The sequence below is a fragment of the Nostoc sp. genome (genome assembly GCF_041747015.1).
Lineage (GTDB): Bacteria > Cyanobacteriota > Cyanobacteriia > Cyanobacteriales > Nostocaceae > Nostoc.
Genome location: NZ_JBGTFY010000175.1, coordinates 20767 through 41197 on the forward strand (window position 1 = coordinate 20767; position 20431 = coordinate 41197).

The following is a 20431-nucleotide window of genomic DNA, read 5'->3' on the forward strand; positions in this document are numbered from 1 at the left end:
GAATTATGGTTTGCTTTCATTAGAAAATTGGGGCAGAGTCAGGGTGAAGCAAATTTCGCTTTGTTGAGAATCCGAAATTTGGAGACTTTCAACAGCGATCGCCCCATCTAGATGCTGAACTAAAGACTTGACCAAAGCAAGTCCTAAGCCAGTACCCGGAGTCCAGCGCCCTTTTCCGCGACGGAACTTGTCAAAGATGTAAGTCGCTTCCTCTTCGGAAATGGCACGTCCTGTATTCGTCACTTTCATGATAACTTGATCAATTAGTTGATCAACTCGATGACTAGCTTGCAGATGAACGATAGTATCATGCTCTGAGTATTTACAGGCATTAGTTAATAACTCTTGGAGAATGCGGTCAAAACTCTCTGGTTCAGTTTGTAGTTCTAGCGAATCTTCTGGTAAACATACCGAAATTTTTAATCCCCTCTCTGCGAGTTTTGTCTCAAAAGATGCTGCTATATCCTGGATTTTAGTATTTAAATTTATAGTTTCTAATTGTGGGGCTTGGTGAAGCGACTCTAGTTTTTGGAGTGTCAACAAGTCATTAATCAAGTTGATTTCCTTTGTACATTCCTGCTCTAGGATATCCAGATATTTACCTTGACGTTCTGGTGCTATTCCTGGCAAACGTAAATTACGAATTGACATCCGCATATTTGTCAGAGGATAGCGTAAGCGATCGCTCATGTTGCTCAAAAACTCATCTTTGAGTTCGCTAAGTTTCCGCATTTCCGCAAACTGCTGCTTTAGTGTTTCACGCAATTTTTGCTCAATTTTCAGACTACTCTGTAGTTTCGCCGTCCGATCATCTACCAAAGTTTGGACTTGGCGCAATGTCTGTGACTGAATTATGGCCTTACTCACTTGAGCGCAAACCATTTCCACAAGATTTAATTCTGCTGGTTGCCAACTACGAGTAACAGATTGCTGTAGCACCAAGAATCCTAAGATTTGGCCTTGACTTTCTAATGGCATTAATAATACAGCAGGCAATTTCTCTATTTCAAATAATGGAGCTACTGTAAAGGTATCGTTTTGGTCTGTATAGTCATCGAAGATTACTGCTTTTCCTGGATCTATAAAAGCACGCTGGCATAAACCGCAGTCTGAAAGCCAGAAAGATTGATCTAAGCTATTTAGTTCACTAGTGCGGAAACTTTGTATTTCCCTAGCCCATTGGCCGATTACTGTAGCTTTCGCTTTGGGAATTTGTTTTTTACCTTGAGTCCTAAATCGTGGATCTGTGTATTTCAGCTGTATGAGCAAACCTCGATCTGCTTGTAGAGATTCAGCAGTAGAGGCAATAATTAACTGGAGCATTTGATTTTGCTCCCAGTTGCTGCGATTCAGTATTGTTAATTGCTTGATTAAGTTTTGATATTGGTTGCTCTTTTCCAAAGACTGTTGTTGATAAGCAATTAGCTGGGCTTGGGCTACGCGAGAAAAAGCGATCGCGCAAGACGACTCCACTTCTTTAAGCAGTTGCTTTTCTGATTCACTCCAATCATAACGTTGGAATTTAATCAGACTAATCACCCCATTATTATTGCCACCAAACTGGGTGGGAATTGCCAATACTGCTTTTATTGGTAGTGGCAAATATTTACAGCCAATTATCAAACTATTCTGAATGATCGGAATATCTTCAATAGTCAATGTTTCAGCAGCACATTGCACCACTGGCGAGTGCATAAGCAACTGTTCCATCGAAAACATCTCTTCTTGGTGTGGCAAACCTAGATACTCATCAGCACACCAATTGGTAGTAGTCGCTTCGTCGGATGTCTCACCCGTTACTGAAACCAAGCAGCAGCAATCTACTTGAAAAACAACTCCTAGCAATTGAGCAATATCTTGCAGCATCAATGCCGTAGTTGAGCTATTGACAATAATTTGGTTAATCTTTTGTATTAACTGGCGGACAGGTGCTTCCTGATGCTGCATCAGCTTGACTTTGTGACGTTGTGGTTGATCTATGTCATCTACGTACTGTGGCGGTGACGATAAAGGCTTTTTCATTCCTGGCACGCCCTCCGATAATAACTCCATTGTTTGTGTACCCAACCTTTTGGCATATTTCTTCTTTACCACTAGTTGTCTTACTACACCCTAATAATTGACAAATATTGGATGAATACTTTCTCTCACCCGTTATAGCCCTTTTCCATGTCAGATGGCCAAATTCTCGCTATATTAGGCAAATTGATACATAGGTAATGAAATACTTAAGATATCCTAGAATGCCTCAGCCAGCTTACTTATGGCTTCTTTTTTATATTGAAATAATTAACTAACTTTGACTTAGGATATCTTCTCTGTGAAGTATACATAAACCGTATTTTCTCTAGAATTAAGGCAAAAGCTTGAGAAATTTAACCGTATAAATACTTAATTTAATCAAAATTATTGTAATATCAATTCTTAATATTAGGATATTTAAAAGGCGACCCTTTTTATCTGTGTTACCTTGAATAAAGCTAAATTTTGAATACAGCCCAATTATCAGTAAGGATAACTGGGCTGTGTTCAATCGAACATAAGACTATCCAGCCAAACTCTCGACACTCAGAGGAACCATATCGCCATTCCTCGTCAGTCCTAACAACATCGGTTGTTGGGGTTGAATTAGTTGACCTGTTAGTACACAGCGTTCTTCTTGTTGAGCTGTGGCAGCTATGCTAGCTCGAATGTCAGCTTGCGAAAATCGAGGCTTCCACTCACCTGATTTTTGCTGGACATAATTCCAAAGGATATCTCGGATCAGAGCTTGATACCCTTGATTGCCAGCTATTTCTTTGAGTTTATCTTTGAGTTCCCGCTCCAAGCGGATGCTGGTAACTTCCATATCAGTTGTTGGGGTGCGAGCGATTGTATGCATCACTTTTTCTCCTTAGAAGGTATAGACAGGATAGTAATACAAGTGTAGTATGTTTAAAGGAATGTTTAATAGGTGAAATTTTCTGTGAAATCCATTTACCCCATCTCCACTTCTTTGTGTGCCACCAATTGCCGAGGCAATTGGGAATCAGCCGCTATGGAAGTGGAGTATTTATTTATGGGCGATGGCAGCCAAAATCATCGGCAAATCACAGAGGGTAATTATGATTTTAGATATCTCAGCATTAGTCTACTGATTGCAAGACCACAACTAGATGAAGCAAGCGGGGGGTACAGGCAAAGAAATACTGTACCGATATAAGACCAGAAAGTTTTCCGGTCAATTTCTCACCCCCGCTTCACCCAAATTTGAAGCGGGGGTTTTTTTATCAGGAGTGGATCTAATACGGTTCGGATAAGGTGCATAGTCCTTAAAGATCCCCCTTAGTCCACGCCAGATCCTTCAAGTGGGGAAACCGCAAGGGCGGACTGGCTCCCCCTTAAAAAGGGGGAAATAGAGCTATTCTTAGCCCACCCTTTTTAAGGGGGGTTGGGGGGATCAAGTCTTAACCGAACCGTATTGGGAGTCGATCTGTGACGATATCTTCTCTACCAGAGGTTGCGCCAAGGCAACTATGTGCAAAGCACCCGCCTAATGGCGATCGCAATGCAAGTGTTAGAGCAATTGTTGAATAGTTTTGGATAGATGTGCAAGCAAACCTGGAATCACAGGAGAGCATAAAGAATGCTGAAATTAACTTACACTGAAAGCAGCTTTTATTTAGAATGTCTTACTCAGTCGCTAGAAGAATGGGTAGCGCAACGAGTGATTTTGTCCCTGCGAGTTGGGCAAAGTTTTTGCATTGAACCCATTACCGCCTCCTTCTTGCTTCCTGTTGATTTGCTAGAAGTAGAGTTGCTCAAGGTTGAGGTAAAAAGAGGTGACAGAGAAATCATTGCCCTTAGTGCCTGCGATGCCGAATATATAGAAGTCACTCTGCGGGGTTCTTGGCTATCAAACAGTTCCGAGGATGCTGTAGGTGTGTTTGTCACCACAATGAGCGATCGCGCTGAGTTCTTTTTGCAAAAACTTTGGCAAGAAGCTCAAGAGAGCAGTGCTTCTGTGGTGAGTGAATAAGCGAAATAGTCGGGTGAGTAGAATTTCTCACCCCCATTTCTCCATCTACCGAATATGTTTGTGAGGAGCTAAGGCAAAATTCACTGTATATGGTTCCTCTAGTGATTGTTGATTACTAGCCTTGATCGCATCTAGATAATGACGCAAAGACAAAAGTTGTTGGGAATTGGGACGATAGGTGAGACTGCCTTGTTTCTCAAAAAGTGGTGCCGTAGCGATCGCTTTGTAGTCGGGATTTTCTTGGGAACTCTGGGTAAGCCAAGTTGAGTCTGTGACTGAAGGTATCAAGCCGGAAGGTAGTTCACCTTCCAAAAAAGCTAGCAGCCGTTGCTGACAAGTGCGGGTATTGATCCCACGACCCTCAAATAACTGGATAACTTCACCAAAAGATAAGGGTCGGTCTGGTAACAGCCGCAGCAATTCTGTAAACAGGAAATAATCAGTGTACTGTTGCCTGGGTATATCTAACATCTGAGGATGTAGAGGCAGCATCGCCAAGCCATAAGCAACCCGACTGCAATTGGGAGCGCCGTTTTCGCCCAGATATAAATCTTGAATAATCTTAGCGTTGGGGAGTTTTTGCTTTAGCCAGCGGTTCACCGTGCCGACACAAGCCACACCACCGGTCAAGATAGCTTGATTAATTGCTTCTGTGGGGATGCCACGAGCTACCAATAACTTGTTGAGTTCTCGATTCAGGCGACGCACAAAGGGGATAAATACCTGACTTTCTAAATCTCTTCGCTGCAGAATCCACTGCTGATCAGCCAATTCCAGGGTAAAAGAGTCTTGGTGTTGCAAAATCAGCTTCAGAGCTAGTGCCGCATCTAATACCGCCTGTCCCAGTAGAGAACTTTCTAGACGCTGTTGGAGGCGAATCCGAGCGGTGATATCTGGCTCCCCGACTCGCGGTAGTTCTAATTCTTCTAACTTTAAACTCTCCCAGCGCATTTGGTCTAAACCGGGAATTGAGGGTTGCCATTGCCAAAGATTACTGGTAATGTTTTGGCGTAGGTTTAGCCCGCCGGAGGCATCGCCTTGTGTTTCTCTTCGGGATTGCCGAGATTTCGGTGGCAATAGCAGCTGGCAAATAATATCTTGTTCAATTCCCTTGCCAGCGTATGCAAAACTGTGGAGCATGAAATCATTGTATGTCAATTGTAGCAGGCTTTCTGGTATATCGACCAGTAACATTTCTGTAGCAGTTGCCCCAATATTAATGACGAGGGTGTTGCCAACAATGGGATGTTCGCTGGTTTTTGCCGGATGAGAACCTTGACGAGCGCTTAATTTTACTTGCTCACCGTCAGCAGCATCGAGTTCCGGGAGTAAACTAGCGATCGCTTCTTCCACAAAAAAGACTTGCTGCGGATGTTGGATCAGTTTGCTGGTGAGTAAAGCTTCCCGGACGTTGAAGCGGTATTGTTCCGACCAACTAGATGGACAGGTGCAAATCACACCAGCAATATTATTGATAATCTGCGAAAAATTTTGTTCGTCGATGCCAACAGCAGCAGCGATTAAACTAGGGGTGGTACTAGTCTGATCGGATTTGAGGGTCAACAGGAGTTTAGAGAGCGATCGCACAACCCAAATCAAAGGCCCTGCCGAAAATTCATTTAATTGCAAAACAGGTTCCCATTTTTGTCGCTCACTCTTGTAGGGAATAGCTACTTGTAAATAGGGCTTCAACTGTGCCGAGTAAAGATTGTTTGTCGTCGGATCTGTTGTTGATTTAGATGGTGCAGAAGTAGTAGGCGAGGGGTCAGATACTTTTTCCTGAGCAACAGCCGCAGGTGCTGTCTGCTCATGTACTTCAATGCTTTCATTTTCGCCCTGGGGTATAGAAGCTGTAGGCAGATAAACTTCTGTTGGTAAACGAAATGATTGCTGGAAGGAAGTTGTTCCTGGGGGATTTTCTGCTGACCAGTAGATAGGATGTACAACAAAAGTCGAGCGATTTAATAATGCGGCAGAAATTCCTGTTGTACCTAAATCAATTCCTAAATACCAGACTGATTCTAGAACATTGAGCGAAACTTCTGGATTGTTTATGGAGTTGGAAATTGGAGGTAAAGAACTTTCTTGAACAGGAGTTGTGACTTCCTTTTTTTCAGTTTCTACCTGGGGAACTGCCAAATTGGAGAAAGCGGCAGTTGAGGTATTTTCTGCTATTTCAAGATTTTCAGAGGAAATTGTGGAGATTGTGTCTTGAGTTTTACCAATTAGTTCCGAGAAACCATCTAAGTTAGTCGCTGGCTGCGACTCAGAATTTAGCTGCTGATCAAAATTAGCTAAATCCCGATCTAATTGCTGTAACTGTTCTTCGTCTAAATAAATATCAGGCACGACTGAAGCCTGGTTTGACTCAACAGAAAGCAAGTTTTCCTGGGGCGAAGCAGCAATGTAATTATCTAAAGACGATTCTGGCTGATCATCTGTGGCGATATCTTCTCTGCCAGACGCTACGTGATCGATGGGTTTTGCGATCGCAATTTCTGCGACTTCGGAGGTGACTGGTGCTGTAGTTGTGACATTATCCATAGAGGATGACACTTCCAACAGTTGCTGATCACTACCTGCATCAGCCCATAGCTCAGTCAGAGTAGTAATTGTATCAGCACTAGCTGGCTGAGTGCCAAGTTGCACCAAACTGTTTGTTGCCGAAACTTCTTGTAGTGTAGAAAAGTTAAAAGGCGAGTCTAAGTCAGTATCCTCTTGAAAAAATAGTGCTTCGGCTGAATCTGATAAATCTGTGGTTTCTACTGGAGTTTCTTGGTTTATTTGTGGGTCAGCATTGCTCAAATCCAAAAGACCTGTATCTGGTGTCACAACCGCAGAATCCACGGTTAGAGGGGCAGGTGCGTCCTCAGCGATCTTCAATATTGGTGGAGAGGCTGTGACAGAAGCAGATAAGTCATTTATGGCAACCTCAAGGCTTGGGTTATTAACATCATCAGTACCGAATAAACTGGCGTAAAGTTGGTCTACTTCATCACCAATTAACGCAGAAATATCTTGCGGTAATTTGGTCGGGTTTCCAGAAGATTGAGGCGAGTCTAAGCCAAGCTGAAACAGTACTGCATCTAGATCATCTGTGAGAGTAGTATCCTGTTGTTCAGGATTAATTGTGAGTGAAGATGAAGTTTCTGGCTGTATAAGCTCTAGGGGTTGGGGCGCAACTCCAGTGCTACTATCGCCTGAATCAGCCAATGATGGTAATGGAGGCAGTGTTTCAGATTCTACCCCAAGGAAAGATGGCTGGAAATTGGGGGATTGTTGCTGCAAATGTTGGATCAAATTGTTGAGAAAGCTGGCCATCAACTCTTCGCCTTGCATTCCCTTGCTATGCATTCTTGCCAGCGCTTGCGATAAGGACTCGTAATAGGTATTAATGTTACGCTGTAGTCCCTCAAAAACAACATTCACAGTCCCATCTAGTGATAATAGACGTTGATCCAACTCCCTAGCCAGATGGGTTAACCGCTCCACACCGTCTGATGATTCTAAAAAAGGTTGAGTTGCAGAGGTTGCTTGATTAGTTACTTCTGAAGAATTGGCAGAATTCTCCCAAGTTTTTGCTACCAATGGCGTTAAACTTGGCACAAGGCGACTCATGAGTACCTGTAAAAACTCGGTAATCATCTGCTCCTGGTTTGTCAACTGCTGCGCTAAAGAGTAGTTTTGTAATCGCCTTTGCTCTAGTTGCCTAATTTCCTGTACGAGAGTGCTTCGCTCTTGCAATAGCCCCTCTAATTCCGATCGCAATGGCTGTATCAAGCTCGAAAATTCATTTTTTAATTGTCCGGCTCCAACAGTACTCTGCTCCTGATTGAGTTCGGGCTGCGGTAGTGGATACTGGTTATTACCTTGATCAAGTAATTTTGTTAACAAAAGCGATGGCGGTTCTCCAGAAGGCTGATTTTGGATGCCGCTCTCTAATGTCTCTTTTTCTTGTAGCCTCACTAAGAAGTTGCGAATTCGTTCTAAAACCTCTTTAGGCTCTTGCGCCTGACCAGGCAGAAATCTAGACAGGCGCTTGCCACCACTGGCAAGTAAATTGTCAATGTCTGCGATCAGCTTTTGAATTTCATCTGCACTGGAAGTCACTTTAAAATACCTTAGCTAGAACTGTATGTCAATAATCTGACAACTACTTTACAATCACCGTACCCTATGGGGATCTTGCTACGGGCAGCATTGACCATAGGAGAAGTTTTGAGTAGCAAAAGCCGCTGTTGGACTTGTGACTGTCATTATGTTATGGATTGCTGGGATTCGTGGCAATCTTCAGTCAGCGTTTGTTTAAAGATAATTGTAGTCTTGCGATACACACATTACTATTGGGCGTTACCCTAAGTGTTGCATCTATAAACTTTGGAAACCCGCTAAAATACGTGAGCAATAATTTACTCACTTTAGTTATCATTGATGTTGTTTGCCTATATTCTTAACTAATCAAGTTTGCAGTCTAGCTAGCCCCTAAGCAATACTACACAAGGTTATTAACAACTTTTTGCAAAACTTTTACCCCATTTAAACCTATAGGTAAAAATTGTTTAGAAAAACGCTCTTGTCGCTTTCTTATGTAGCATAGTTTAGTTTTCCCTTTGAAAGGAGACTGTGCTTGATAGCTTAGGCTTAAAATGACGCTCTTGTTTGTTGTATATATAGCAGCTTGAATAAAGATGTCGTAATGGAAGACCGATCTAGCTTGCAGGCACAGGCTAATTCTTGGATGATCACGTCGGCTCCCTTTTTTCAAGGGTTGCCAGAAGTTGTTGTAAAATCAGTCCTCATCCATCTTGTTGCCCGCACTCACCCAGCCAATCAGGTGATTTTGCTGGAAAATGACTGGAGCGGTTCTGTGTATTTTATTATGGACGGCTGGGTAAAAATTCGCACCTACAATCTGGAAGGAAAAGAGGTAACGCTGAATATTCTTGGCAAAGGGGAATTGTTTGGTGAAATGGCGGCGCTAGATGAAGTACCTCGCTCCACAGATGTAATTACCCTGGCTCCGACAGTAATCGGCAGTATGCCTGCTCAGGATTTTGTCAAGCTACTTCATATAGAACCCTTGGCAGGAATTCGATTGGCGCAACTCATGGCACGACGTTTGCGGCAAGTAAATCGCCGATTGCGATTACGGGAATCTGATAGCCAGTCACGGGTGGCAGATACGTTGCTGTTTCTGGCAGAAGGACAGGGAAAAAAAGGGCAAACAGGAACCGAAATCCCCAATTTACCTCATCGGGAATTGAGTAGTTTAAGCGGACTGGCGCGGGAAACGGTGACACGAGTATTGACAAGGCTAGAAAAAAAAGGGTTGATTAAACGGGATCAAGATACTATTTGTATCCCCGATTTGTCAGCCTTAGAAAAAATGATAGTTTAACAACTTGTTAAATATGAGTATTTTAGATTCTCTGCCAGATCAGCCGGAGGAAGATCCATCCCCTGAATCTCAAACTTCCCGCGATCATTGGTTAGACAAAGAACAGCAGTTAATGCATCCTCAACTGAAAGCTGATGCGCCCTTGAAGATGGTGGAAACAGCGTTTTTAGCCAGTACCGCTAGCTTGATTTGGTTTATTAATTTCTACTTTCCCTTGGGGCCAGTTTTGCGGATATTTTTTCCAGTCCCGATCGCTCTAGTTTATCTGCGTTGGGGCAAACGTGCGGCATGGATGGCAGCACTCACCTCCGGGTTACTGCTGATGGTATTGATGGGGCCAGCCCGCAGTTTGCTGTTTGTCATGCCCTACGGCTTTATGGGTGTGCTTTTGGGAGCGACGTGGTATCGTCGCCGTGTTCCCTGGATTGTTTCTATTACCTTAGGTACGCTGTTGGGTACTTTGGGGGTCTTTTTTCGGCTGTGGTTGCTATCTGTTTTGTCAGGTGAAGACCTGTGGATTTATGTGATTACCCAGGTAACTGAGTTCATCGAGTGGTTATTTTTGAAGCTGAGTATATTGGCGAGTCCCAGTGTGTTTTTGATTCAAGTGGGGGCGATCGCTCTAATTTTACTCAACAACTTTATCTACCTTTTTGTGGTACACCTAGCAGCATGGTTGCTTTTTGAGCGCCTGGGCAACCCTATTCCCCGTCCACCACGTTGGGTACAAGTCCTCATGGATAATGAAGGATAGTTATTTGTCATTTGTCATTTGTCCTTTGTCCTTGGTTAAACAATGACTAATGACTAATGACTAATTACCAATGCCCAATGCCCAATGACTAATGACTAATGACTAATGACTAATGACTTGATTAGTATTTATACCCAAAAAAAACAAGCCCAAGAATGGCTGCGACGATATTGTGGTTGTCTACCAGTATTTGCCTGTGTTTTAGGATTTACTGAAACTGGTTTAATTCCAGGAATTTCAGCAGCTGGTAGCACTCCAGAGGATCGGAAATATACTGCTTGTGCCGATGCCGAGTTTTTGTATTACGGCGCGGAATATAAGCCCCAATATCCCCTACCACCATTGGCGGCTGGGGCTTCACCTGTATTGATTTCTCGCGCTGTCTTTGAGTCATTAAAGATCCCAATTCATTTGTTTAATGCTGGTTTACCCCAGCCTCCTGCTGTACCAGTAATTGATTTAGGTGGCGCTCCTGCTAGGTGTTTAAGTGGAGGTGCTGCAATGGAAATCGCAACAGTACACCACTTGTTTGAACAAGGGCTACTTTGGGGAGAACGCCTTGCTGCTAATATCCAACAGGGGTATTTGATTGTCGGTGAGTGCGTCGTTGGAGGCACTACAACTGCCCTGGCAATCTTAACTGGTTTGGGTATAGAAGCTGCCGGAAAAATTAACAGTAGTCACCCTGTTTGTAACCACGCGCAAAAGTGGGCGCTAGTGCAAACTGGGCTGGAGAAGATGAGAGAAAGCAAGGAGCAGGGGGAGATAAACTTCCGATCTCCAATCCAAAATTCCATTGATCCTCTAGAACTCGTCGCCGCCGTGGGTGATCCGATGCAGGTGGTGGTAGCTGGGATGGCGATCGCAGCTAGTCGTAGTTGTGGTGTAATGCTGGCTGGTGGAACGCAAATGCTGGCAGTTTATGCGCTGATGAGTGCGATCGCTCAAGCTTATGACTTGGCATGGCAACCAGAAGAAGTGCTTGTAGGCACAACCCGTTGGGTAGCAGAAGATCCTACTGGTGCTACGGTTGACTTAGCCCTCAGCTTAGAAAAAGGCCGTTTAACTCAGAGTGGAGGAACCCCTCCCCTACTAGCAACTCATCTGAGCTTTGCTGATTCTCGTTATCCCCAACTTCGAGCTTATGAGCAGGGCTTTGTCAAAGAAGGCATGGGCGCTGGGGCAGCTTGCATCGCTGCCCATCTTAGCCAAGATTGGCAGCAACATCAACTTTTAGCAGCCATTGAAGGCCAACTTGAACGCCTTCGCCAAATCAATAGTTAACAACAAAACTACGGGACTCAAAGAGCTTTGGATAAATTTTGGGCATTTATGCTAGTATGTTTGCTTTCTTGTTTCGGGAGAGTTATTTGATGAAATTAGTTAAAAATCTTGGCATTGCTACCGCTAGTGCTGTTATGGGCATCACTGGTATTGGTGCGTCTTCTGCGGCACAAGCTGTACAGCTATTTGATTTTCAGTACTCTTTTCCCAGTTATGAGGCAAATAGTACACCGATTTTCGCTAGCGGCATCCTTACTACTACCGATCTAGATGCCATAAACAATAATTACACAATCACAGGAATCAGTGGCACAAGAAAAGTCCAAGGAATTACCGAGACAATAATCGGGTTGCTCTCCCCGGGTACATACGGTATTAATGATAATTTCTTGAATGCAAGTACGCCGCTGTTAACTCAAAACGGTTTTTCTTACATAGTTTCGGGAAACGGGGAAGACGGAAATGGAAACGTTAACGTATTTTACAGTAGTTTCACTGAAGGTTATTCAGAGCTTTCAAGTGATGTAGATTATGGCAGCTTTAGTGTCAGTCCACGATCTGTTCCCGAACCTTACACAGTAGGTGGCTCATTGATTGCTCTTGGTTTTGGCTGGTGGACAAAGCGAAAGCCAAAGAGTAGCTTTTTAGAAGAAGCCCCATAAAGGCATCCATCGATAAGATTCATGGTGCATCTCCGATTTATGATTGCTTTAAAATATGCTTGCTCTATTACTCTTGCTTGAAGTAATACCAAGTCGCGTTCATGACGTATCCGTAGACGACTTGGTATTAACATTAAGATATCAGCCGTAACTTGAATTAAAAGCTTCCAGGATTGTCATCAAGTGCTAGCAAGAAATTAATCAGGTCTGTTTGCTGGTTGGAATTAAATCCAGCCCGTCTATCTACATAAAATTTATGACCTGTACCATCAAGGTTACTACTTACTAAGTCCCGATCAGCTTTGTTAGCATTGATGACTTTGGCACGAAGTTCCCTATCGACTAAAGCCCGTAAGCTGCTAACAGCATCGGCTGGTATACTTTGGCGCAGAGTGCCAGGCAACCCTAAACCAGTCGAATCAACAATAGTGAAATCGCCCTTAGAGTCAAATTTTAAACTACCAGCCCGTACTGCTACACCACCATCATGTAAATAGGGTGGGTTTAAATAAAGGCCACGTAAGGAAGTAGTTTTGTAACCACCATTTGGTCGTTGATTAATAGGGCTATCAGATGGGGTTGGGACATCCAACACTTTTGCATCAGCAGGTATGGGAACAGGATTATTGAAACTGTATAGCTTGGTAGGCACTAAGAATTTCACCAGTGCCAAGCGAGACTGGGCGCGGGCTGGATTAGTACCAATTTTCTCAACTGGGTAAACCTTATTATCAGTGAAGAAGGGAGGAATTGCAAAAAGTCAATTTTTGCGAAAGCTGTCTGACTTGTCATCAACCAATTTGATAACAAGATGCCAAAAACACTAATGATAAAAACGCAGATTAATAAGAAAATCTTGGTTTTTGAAACATACAATACCCTAAGGATACCAGTCTTAGAGTTGTTTTTTTTTTGTTTGCATAGTGAGGTATCGACTGAAAGGCATAAGTTAAGTATATATATCACATTCTTATATAAATATATGTAACAATGTGTTTAACTTTTTTAGGACTTACGCACTGTACAAACAAATCATCTTGTGTAGTAACACAAATAGGTCATTTCAGCCTTTTACAAACCATCCTTTACTAGTTGCATAGGCGTAGCCCAACCCAGGCATCGCAAAAAGGTAGTTGAAAAATCTAGATAAAAGGCTTAAAAAGCATATCTGTCATTTAGGCTTTTCTGTCAATGCGTAAGTCCTAAAAATGTTAAAAATTTTGCAACTAAACTTTTTCAGTTAGTCAGCTTTTGGCAAATCTCTGCTTAATATTAGGTATAATCAAAAATCTCAAATCCAAAATCAATGGATCGACGGTCTTTTTTGTTAAGTACAAGTACACTGGCACTTTCACAACTGCTTTTTGGCTGTGGTGGAAACAACCGGACGCAACTAAAAGTACAGTTATTAAAAGGTTCAATACCTGGTCAGGTAGTTAATCAATTTCATAAAAGTTTGCAGCAACAGGTGCAATTAAAGTTTGCTCCAGTTGAACATATAGAGGATTTATTTAAGGAATTACAAAATTGGCAGCAGAAACCAAAAACCTCTGATGAACAGGGGTGGAGTCGCTTTATACCATTTAGGCAAGGTCAAAAAGCAACTGACGTAGACCTAGTAACATTGGGAGATTACTGGCTAAAAGCAGCTATTGAGCAAAAATTGATTCAGCCACTCCAAGAGGTACAGGGAAACCAATTAAAGCAGTGGTCTGCTTTGGATGAAAGATGGAAGAAACTGGTAACGCGCAACGACCAAGGTAACTTGGATACTCAAGGAAAGGTGTGGGGTGCACCTTACCGCTGGGGTAGCACGGTGATTGTTTATAACCGTGACAAGTTCCGAGAATTGGGATGGACGCCCAGAGATTGGAGTGATTTGTGGCGAGATGGACTACAGCAACGCATTTCTCTACTCAATCAACCACGAGAAGTTATTGGTTTGGTCTTAAAGAAGCTGGGAAAATCTTATAATACAGAGAATCTTGACCAAGTTCCAGACTTAGAAAAGGAATTACGGACATTAAACCAACAGGTGAAGTTCTACAGTTCCGATAACTACTTGGAACCTCTAATTATGGGAGACACTTGGGTAGCAGTTGGTTGGTCAAGCGATGTACTGCCAATTTTGGGGCGTTATTCGCAACTTGCCGCAGTTATCCCCAAGTCAGGAACAGCAATCTGGGCAGACTTGTGGGTACGTCCCGCAGGTATTGCTAAGGGTACGTTATCAGATCAATGGATTGATTTTTGTTGGCAACCAAGCACCGCTAAACAAATTTCTGTGCTGACCAAAAGTAATTCGCCAATTTCTACAAATATTGTCGCTTCTGATATCCAAGAACCATTGGGGAGTCTGTTACAGAGCGATGTCTACGACGGGCTACGCCTACGCAAAGTTTTCGATAAAAGTGAATTTTTGCTTCCCTTACTCCTACCAGCAACAAAACAATACGAGTCTTTGTTCGCCAAAATTAAGGTTTAATAGGGCATTGGGCATTGAGATTTTCTCATCCCCCTCATCTCCCCAATTCCTAATCCAACACAGACCTTATAAGGTATTCAGCAAGGAGCTACTAGCTACTTGACCACTACCAGACTTAAATAAAAGGGTGGCTCTAGACCCTAACTATGATCCGGATCACCAACTGGAGTACTAAGGAATTAAATCTGAGATACTTTCTCAAGCACCGCCCAGAACCCATCGACGAGTTGTGTGATTTATGCCAGCAGATCGAACACCTTAACCATGTGCAATCGCCATATTAAGTTTAATGCCTCGCAAAGTTAGAGATTGCGCTACATCTACGACGGGCTACGCCTACGCATCCGTAATTGGGCAGTCCTTCCTATTTTTTTGTTGCAAAAGCACAGATGGACAAGGGAATCAGCAGACTCCTGTGCAAGTTCATTCTATAAAGTAGCGTTGACAAGTTTTTTTACCAATTGTCAAAATTGGGTATGGCAACGCATTGCTTACCTCGGTCCTTGGTAAAACCCTGGAACTAGCAGATTTTATACAGCATTCAGCCTGACCTGAGACTGCTAATTTTATCTAAGATTTAAAATCCAAAATCTCTTAATTCCGTGGTGTGCGTCGGTTTCTGAGAAAATCAGGTATATCCAATCCAGGCTTTTCTTTTGGTTCTGGAGTTGGAGTTGGAGTTGGAGTTGAGGTTGGGGAATTAACTGCGGGTTGCTGTGTTGTTCGTTTCGGAGTATTAGGTGCTACCCGAACACTAGCCACGTTTTGTTGTGGCACAGCTTGTACTTCACCTGTAAATCCAGTGGCAATTACAGTAATTCTCACCTCACCTTGAAGCCTGTCATCAATTACAGCCCCAAAAATAATATTGGCGTTGGGATCAACTACTTCATAGATTGCTTCTGCGGCAGCATTCACTTCATGCAAGGTGAGGTCAGTACCACCAGTAATATTAAAGACAACTCCTCTAGCGCCTTCAATAGAACATTCTAGTAAGGGTGAAGAAATAGCTGCGATCGCAGCTTCTCTGGCTCTAGATTTTCCAGAGCTCACGCCAATTCCCATCAATGCCGATCCGGCATCTGCCATCACAGCTCGGACATCAGCAAAGTCAACGTTTACCAAACCGGGGATCGTAATTATATCAGAAATACCTTGTACTCCTTGACGCAGTACATCATCTGCATAGCGAAAAGCTTCTTGTACAGGCGTTTGTTCGGGGATCACTTCCAGCAGTTTATTGTTCGGGATAATGATCAGTGTATCTACTCTACTTTTTAGTCCTTCAATACCTTGTTCCGCTTGGCTGGTGCGGCGGCGTCCCTCAAACACAAATGGACGTGTGACTACACCAACAGTCAGAGCGCCCATTTCTTTAGCTACTTCTGCCACGATTGGAGCTGCACCTGTCCCAGTACCACCCCCCATACCAGCAGTGATAAATACTAAGTCTGCTCCCTCCAAAGCTGTAGCAATTTCGTCTCGTGATTCCTCAGCTGCCTTTTGACCAATGGCAGGATTACCACCTGCGCCTAAACCCCGCGTTAGCTTCTGTCCAATTTGCAATCTACTTGGAGCGCCGGCTAAGGTAAGAGCTTGGGCATCAGTGTTAATAGACCAAAACTCTACCCCAGAGACATCAGACTCGATCATGCGGTTAACAGCATTGCCACCGCCGCCACCGACACCAATCACTTTGATGTTGGCGACCCGACCAGGTACAATCTCGCCAATTCGGCTATTTTCAGCAGAAATCTTTTTACCATCGTGATTTTGTCCGAAGTTCAGCCCAGAGTTATTAAAGGGATTGGTCGAGTTAACTGACAGAGAAAACCCCGGTTGTCCCGTAGATTGGGAATTTTTATAGGTAAGTCCTTGGTTATTATCAAGCGTCATTGGATTTTTGAAGGGGTAGATAAACGGCTTTTTCGGGTGTTATTCACTTAAGAGTCAACTATAGTTTGACAGTGCCACAATACTATGGCACTGTCTTTTATTGTTTTCACTACTGCCAAGCCTAACAGAATTGGCGGTACGAAAATTTGCTATGGGATGAGCTTTTAATGCAGCCGATCGCATAGCCAATTCTAGAAAAGTATACTTACCTTTATCTAAAATTGACCTGTATAACTTCAAGCAGACACTAATCTCTTCATTATTCTTAGCAGAGGGTATAAGTTGTAAAGATACACTACAGCGTTTCTTCTCTGCCTCAATAATAATATTGTTAATAGGTTTCACCATTGGGGATGATTGCAACTTTAGACACAAATTTTACCTTCTAATTACTTATCTTTAAGGTTAAAATAAGCAAGAATTTACTTGTCAGACAATACCTGATTAATTTGTTGTTTGGGGGTCTTAATGGACACTTTGTTGAAGCAATAGTCTATCCTACGAGAACCTACACTAGTGCGGTCAACAAATCAATATTTCCCAAGAGGTTTCGTCACCCAATAGGAATTACGGCACAGATTAGTCCAAACTGATTGCCTAGAGGCAATGTTTAAACCAGAACTAGAGCGTTTTTGGCTCTGCACTTCGATGATGGCGCAAGCCGTTTTCATCAGCGTCCTCGGCTCGTAGTCGGATATTAATAAAAAACTTAAGCATTTTTCTTTTTTCCGCATTGGGTTCAGTCAAAGAATGTATGGACAGAAGGAGTTTTGCACGCCACAGACCATCATTGGATTGTCCGACATCTTGCACCCTTATATTTAGATGTTAGGGTGATAATTGAGAGTGTTTGACTCGCAATAGAGATTTTATGATTTATCTTCTCATTTTAATTAGAAGTTAATGCCAGTTTTCGTACCCTTTGCTGAAAAACTGAAAATAATAAATATATTTATCAGCATAGAGCTTCTTAATTTACTAAGAGCTATCAATACATTAAACACACTAGATGTTTTTAGAGATTTTGGGAGTTAATTTTTGGTCTTCTTGGTTCATTTGTACTAAGGGAAATTCTGGATTTTTCAGATCAATATATTTTATTTGACTAGAATTAAGTTTTGCTGCTAAATGGCGCATTTGGGCGAGTACCTTAATTTGTTTAGACAATTGGAGTCCCGAAACACCGAGATGCACATTTCCTAGTTCTGTTTTCAAAATTAAATTCGTCGGATTTTGGCAATCAATTTCCATCACTTTTACGGGACTTTGGCTGACAGCTTGATGAAGTCGAGTCCAGTAGAGGCAGTATTGTTTTGGTGATCCAATGACTTTAAGATTGGGTAATTTGCTGGTGGGATTCAATGATGTATATTTTTCTAAGGGCATCCAGACCCCACTTGCATCTAGTAAGCCGATTGTTACTTTTTTGTTGCCAGGTGTTTGAGTCACCGCTACAGGAACTCGTTCTTGGATTTCGATGATTAGTCCAGGAGGAAACAGGCGGCGTCTAACGAGCGCTTGGGCAATAGTTGGTTGTTTCTTCAAAGAGTTAGCGATCGCTGACGGTTCAATCCGCCACAAAGACTGAGGGTAAGATAGCACCAACAATGATTGAGCAGTCTCATCCGACAGTAATTTATTACCTGATTTCATCACTATTTGTTTAGGAGCTTTTAGCATCCACACTGGTTGAATTGCCACCCACAGCAATCCACCCGCTAAACCAGTAATCGCAAAGGTTCGCCAAATAGCCTGAATAATCCTCATTTGCCGCTGCCGACGTAATTTCTGACGACGCTGGGCTAGATCCGTGCGGGAAACTGATATTATGCCAGCCATTCAAACCCCTTTCTGATTACAATCCAAATTCCTTGACGCGCTCGGATCATTCTTAATTTCAGTAAACACTGTTGGCATTTTTTAGCTACTCTCCTCAAGATTTTTTGTAACACTTTATAGTAACTACACAAAAATCATCGCGCTAGTCATCGTTCCTATTAAAGTTTCCGGTGTCCATTCTTAACTCACTATAGTTTTTTTGACAAGTATTTTTGAAGATTTTTCCCTAAAGATTACAAAATATTAACTGAAATGTCTAGGATTTTGTTTTCTTGACAAATAAAATGTGAAATGCTTAACAAGCACTCCTAAATCTCTGTGTGCCTTGCTATAATTCATACTAGTTATACTCGTCAGCTATACAAACTGAGAACCATGCACTCTTGTAGCTTTTTTTACTAATTTACTAAGTCTTAAAGGTTTTGCCAGATTAAACAAAACTAGAGATTGTCAAAATCTCAATAGCAGGTGCAAAAAGGACAGATATGCTTAAGGCTATTAGGGTTAATTAAATCTCTACCATACTCCTGACAGCAATCCTGCACGAAATGCTGTCCCTTGTAAGACACTACCAACTTGCGAATTAGTCGTATATTTACATCTTACGTAGAGATTGTTTGTATAAAAATTTAAGCTTACCTGCATCTACATACACATATACATACATGAGAACAACATTAAATTTGTCACGTTTTTATAAAGCGTGTAACCCTAGCTACACGCTAAATATAAGCAACGTCCTAGATCGGCAGTATTACATAGATTTTGCTGATGTACGTGGTTGCAAGATTGTCGAAGAATTGCAACGGACTATCTGCCGGATTTCCCCTGATGAGCCTACCTGCCAGTTATTTACGGGTCACATTGGCTGCGGTAAGTCAACGGAATTGCAGCGCCTCAAGACAGAACTAGAATTGGCGGGATTTCATGTGGTTTATTTTGAGTCCAGTCAAGACTTAGACATGGCGGATATTGATATCAGCGATATTTTGCTGAGTGTAGCCCGTCAAGTCAGTGCTAGTTTAGAAGGCATTGCCATCAAACTTAAAGCTGGTTACTTTACCAATTTGCTTAAAGAAGTGGGTGATTTTTTGCAAACCCCAATAGAGCTTTCTGGACAAGCAGAGTTGTCCTTGGGTATTGCCAAAATTACCGCCAAAACCAAAGATAGCACCCAGACGCGTAATCAACTGAGGCAATATCTGGAACCACGTACCAGTAGTATTTTGCAAGCGATTAACGAAGAAATTTTAGAAAAAGCTATTGAACAGCTAAAGCTACGGGGCCAAAAAGGACTGGTAGTGATTGTAGATAATTTGGATCGGGTAGATATGCGTCCCTTAGCATCGGGGCGATCGCAACCAGAATATCTCTTCATCGACCGAGGCGAACAGTTACGCCGACTCAAGTGCCACGTAGTTTACACAATTCCCCTAACGTTAATTTTTTCTAATGAGTACGAGACGCTGAAAAATCGCCTGGGGGGAGGGATTGCGCCTAAAGTACTGCCGATGGTATTGGTTCGGCAAAGAGATGGCAGCGACTATGAACCAGGGATGTCATTAGTGCGCCAGTTAGTTCTAGCTAGAGCTTTTCCAGAAGTTCCTTTGAATGGAAGGCTTTCACTAATTACAGAATTATTTGATCACTCCCAAACCTTGGATCGTATATGTCGCGTTAGTGGTGGTCACATTCGTAACTTATTGGGTCTACTTTATAGCTGCTTGCAACGACAAGATCCACCTTTTTCTAAGGACTGCTTAGAAGCCGTGATTAAGGACTACCGCGATGATCTGCTATTAGCTATTGATGAATCCCAGTGGGAATTATTGTTTGAAGTAGTGCAGCAGCAGAGAGTTAAAGGCGAGTCTGACTACCAAAGCTTACTAAGAAGTATGTATCTATTTGAATATCGTGATTCTCTAGGGCGCTGGTTTGGCATCAGTCCAGCCTTGGCAGAAACAGTAAAAGTTTTGGCTTGGCAACAAAACAAGTAACAGTCTTGGGCGAGTCAACAATAATTACTAATTCTAATTCGTAATTAAATGTCATTTGTCATTGCATTAATGACCAATTTCCAATGCCCTATAACCAA

15 protein-coding genes are annotated in these 20431 nt (G+C 42.5%); 8 read left to right on the forward strand and 7 right to left on the reverse strand.

What is annotated here, in order from left to right; all coding sequences use genetic code 11:
• Positions 1 to 3 precede the first annotated feature (3 nt).
• Positions 4 to 2022, reverse strand: a complete 2019-nt coding sequence (locus tag ACEW80_RS14070; protein WP_373527198.1) for a GAF domain-containing protein — start codon at positions 2020 to 2022, stop codon at positions 4 to 6.
• Positions 2023 to 2545: 523 nt separating this feature from the next.
• Positions 2546 to 2881 (reverse strand): hypothetical protein, encoded by a 336-nt coding sequence (locus ACEW80_RS14075; RefSeq protein WP_373527178.1) that lies wholly within the window; start codon positions 2879 to 2881, stop codon positions 2546 to 2548.
• Positions 2882 to 2953: 72 nt separating this feature from the next.
• Between ACEW80_RS14075 and ACEW80_RS14080 the strand changes: the two genes are divergently transcribed.
• On the forward strand, positions 2954 to 3202 hold the full coding sequence (locus ACEW80_RS14080) for a hypothetical protein (RefSeq protein ID WP_373527179.1): 249 nt from the start codon (positions 2954 to 2956) through the stop codon (positions 3200 to 3202).
• Positions 3203 to 3625: 423 nt separating this feature from the next.
• Positions 3626 to 4018, forward strand: a complete 393-nt coding sequence (locus ACEW80_RS14085; RefSeq protein WP_373527180.1) for an alr0857 family protein — start codon at positions 3626 to 3628, stop codon at positions 4016 to 4018.
• 45 nt (positions 4019 to 4063) lie between these two features.
• Here ACEW80_RS14085 and ACEW80_RS14090 read toward each other — a convergent pair whose 3' ends face one another.
• Entirely contained in the window at positions 4064 to 8128 is a 4065-nt protein-coding gene (locus ACEW80_RS14090) for a hypothetical protein (protein WP_373527181.1), read from the reverse strand.
• Positions 8129 to 8714: 586 nt separating this feature from the next.
• On the opposite strand from ACEW80_RS14090, the gene ACEW80_RS14095 reads away from it, so the two are divergent.
• The 4 genes from ACEW80_RS14095 (at position 8715) to ACEW80_RS14110 (ending at position 12116) form a co-directional block, all read left to right on the forward strand.
• Positions 8715 to 9416, forward strand: a complete 702-nt coding sequence (locus tag ACEW80_RS14095) for a Crp/Fnr family transcriptional regulator (RefSeq protein WP_373527182.1) — start codon at positions 8715 to 8717, stop codon at positions 9414 to 9416.
• Positions 9417 to 9429: 13 nt separating this feature from the next.
• Positions 9430 to 10170 (forward strand): DUF2232 domain-containing protein, encoded by a 741-nt coding sequence (locus tag ACEW80_RS14100; RefSeq protein ID WP_373527183.1) that lies wholly within the window; start codon positions 9430 to 9432, stop codon positions 10168 to 10170.
• A 105-nt stretch (positions 10171 to 10275) separates the two neighbouring features.
• The gene (gene cobT / locus ACEW80_RS14105; RefSeq protein WP_373527184.1) at positions 10276 to 11454 is read left to right on the forward strand and encodes a nicotinate mononucleotide-dependent phosphoribosyltransferase CobT; all 1179 of its coding nucleotides are present in this window, start codon (positions 10276 to 10278) and stop codon (positions 11452 to 11454) included.
• An 89-nt stretch (positions 11455 to 11543) separates the two neighbouring features.
• A complete protein-coding gene (locus ACEW80_RS14110) occupies positions 11544 to 12116 on the forward strand; it encodes a PEP-CTERM sorting domain-containing protein (protein ID WP_373527185.1) in 573 nt (190 codons plus the stop codon).
• Positions 12117 to 12273: 157 nt separating this feature from the next.
• Here the strand turns inward: ACEW80_RS14110 and ACEW80_RS14115 are convergent, their stop codons facing one another.
• A complete protein-coding gene (locus ACEW80_RS14115; RefSeq protein ID WP_373527186.1) occupies positions 12274 to 12768 on the reverse strand; it encodes a hypothetical protein in 495 nt (164 codons plus the stop codon).
• 654 nt (positions 12769 to 13422) lie between these two features.
• Between ACEW80_RS14115 and ACEW80_RS14120 the strand changes: the two genes are divergently transcribed.
• Positions 13423 to 14601, forward strand: coding sequence for an extracellular solute-binding protein (locus ACEW80_RS14120; RefSeq protein WP_373527187.1), 1179 nt, complete (start codon positions 13423 to 13425; stop codon positions 14599 to 14601).
• 594 nt (positions 14602 to 15195) lie between these two features.
• On the opposite strand, the gene ftsZ is transcribed toward ACEW80_RS14120, so the two are convergent.
• The 3 genes from ftsZ to ACEW80_RS14135 form a co-directional block, all read right to left on the reverse strand.
• Complete coding sequence (ftsZ, locus tag ACEW80_RS14125; protein ID WP_373527188.1) at positions 15196 to 16497, reverse strand: cell division protein FtsZ; 1302 nt, start codon at positions 16495 to 16497, stop codon at positions 15196 to 15198.
• Between the two features lie 54 nt (positions 16498 to 16551).
• Positions 16552 to 16845: a hypothetical protein gene (locus ACEW80_RS14130; RefSeq protein WP_373527189.1), complete on the reverse strand. Its 294-nt coding sequence runs from the start codon at positions 16843 to 16845 to the stop codon at positions 16552 to 16554.
• Between the two features lie 657 nt (positions 16846 to 17502).
• Positions 17503 to 18336: a cell division protein FtsQ/DivIB gene (locus ACEW80_RS14135; RefSeq protein WP_373527190.1), complete on the reverse strand. Its 834-nt coding sequence runs from the start codon at positions 18334 to 18336 to the stop codon at positions 17503 to 17505.
• A 665-nt stretch (positions 18337 to 19001) separates the two neighbouring features.
• Here ACEW80_RS14135 and ACEW80_RS14140 point away from each other — a divergent pair.
• Positions 19002 to 20333: a P-loop NTPase fold protein gene (locus ACEW80_RS14140; protein WP_373527191.1), complete on the forward strand. Its 1332-nt coding sequence runs from the start codon at positions 19002 to 19004 to the stop codon at positions 20331 to 20333.
• Positions 20334 to 20431: the final 98 nt, after the last annotated feature.

What these genes read in the sequence shown, in the direction of transcription:
- ACEW80_RS14075 (WP_373527178.1), bottom strand. Translation starts at nt 2,881, where the DNA reads ATGCATACAATCGCTCGCACCCCAACAACTGATATGGAAGTTACCAGC.
- ACEW80_RS14095 (WP_373527182.1), top strand. Translation starts at nt 8,715, where the DNA reads ATGGAAGACCGATCTAGCTTGCAGGCACAGGCTAATTCTTGGATGATC.
- ftsZ (WP_373527188.1), bottom strand. Translation starts at nt 16,497, where the DNA reads ATGACGCTTGATAATAACCAAGGACTTACCTATAAAAATTCCCAATCT.
- ACEW80_RS14110 (WP_373527185.1), top strand. Translation starts at nt 11,544, where the DNA reads ATGAAATTAGTTAAAAATCTTGGCATTGCTACCGCTAGTGCTGTTATG.
- ACEW80_RS14140 (WP_373527191.1), top strand. Translation starts at nt 19,002, where the DNA reads ATGAGAACAACATTAAATTTGTCACGTTTTTATAAAGCGTGTAACCCT.
- ACEW80_RS14070 (WP_373527198.1), bottom strand. Translation starts at nt 2,022, where the DNA reads ATGAAAAAGCCTTTATCGTCACCGCCACAGTACGTAGATGACATAGAT.
- ACEW80_RS14130 (WP_373527189.1), bottom strand. Translation starts at nt 16,845, where the DNA reads ATGGTGAAACCTATTAACAATATTATTATTGAGGCAGAGAAGAAACGC.
- cobT (WP_373527184.1), top strand. Translation starts at nt 10,276, where the DNA reads ATGACTAATGACTTGATTAGTATTTATACCCAAAAAAAACAAGCCCAA.
- ACEW80_RS14135 (WP_373527190.1), bottom strand. Translation starts at nt 18,336, where the DNA reads ATGGCTGGCATAATATCAGTTTCCCGCACGGATCTAGCCCAGCGTCGT.
- ACEW80_RS14120 (WP_373527187.1), top strand. Translation starts at nt 13,423, where the DNA reads ATGGATCGACGGTCTTTTTTGTTAAGTACAAGTACACTGGCACTTTCA.
- ACEW80_RS14100 (WP_373527183.1), top strand. Translation starts at nt 9,430, where the DNA reads ATGAGTATTTTAGATTCTCTGCCAGATCAGCCGGAGGAAGATCCATCC.
- ACEW80_RS14085 (WP_373527180.1), top strand. Translation starts at nt 3,626, where the DNA reads ATGCTGAAATTAACTTACACTGAAAGCAGCTTTTATTTAGAATGTCTT.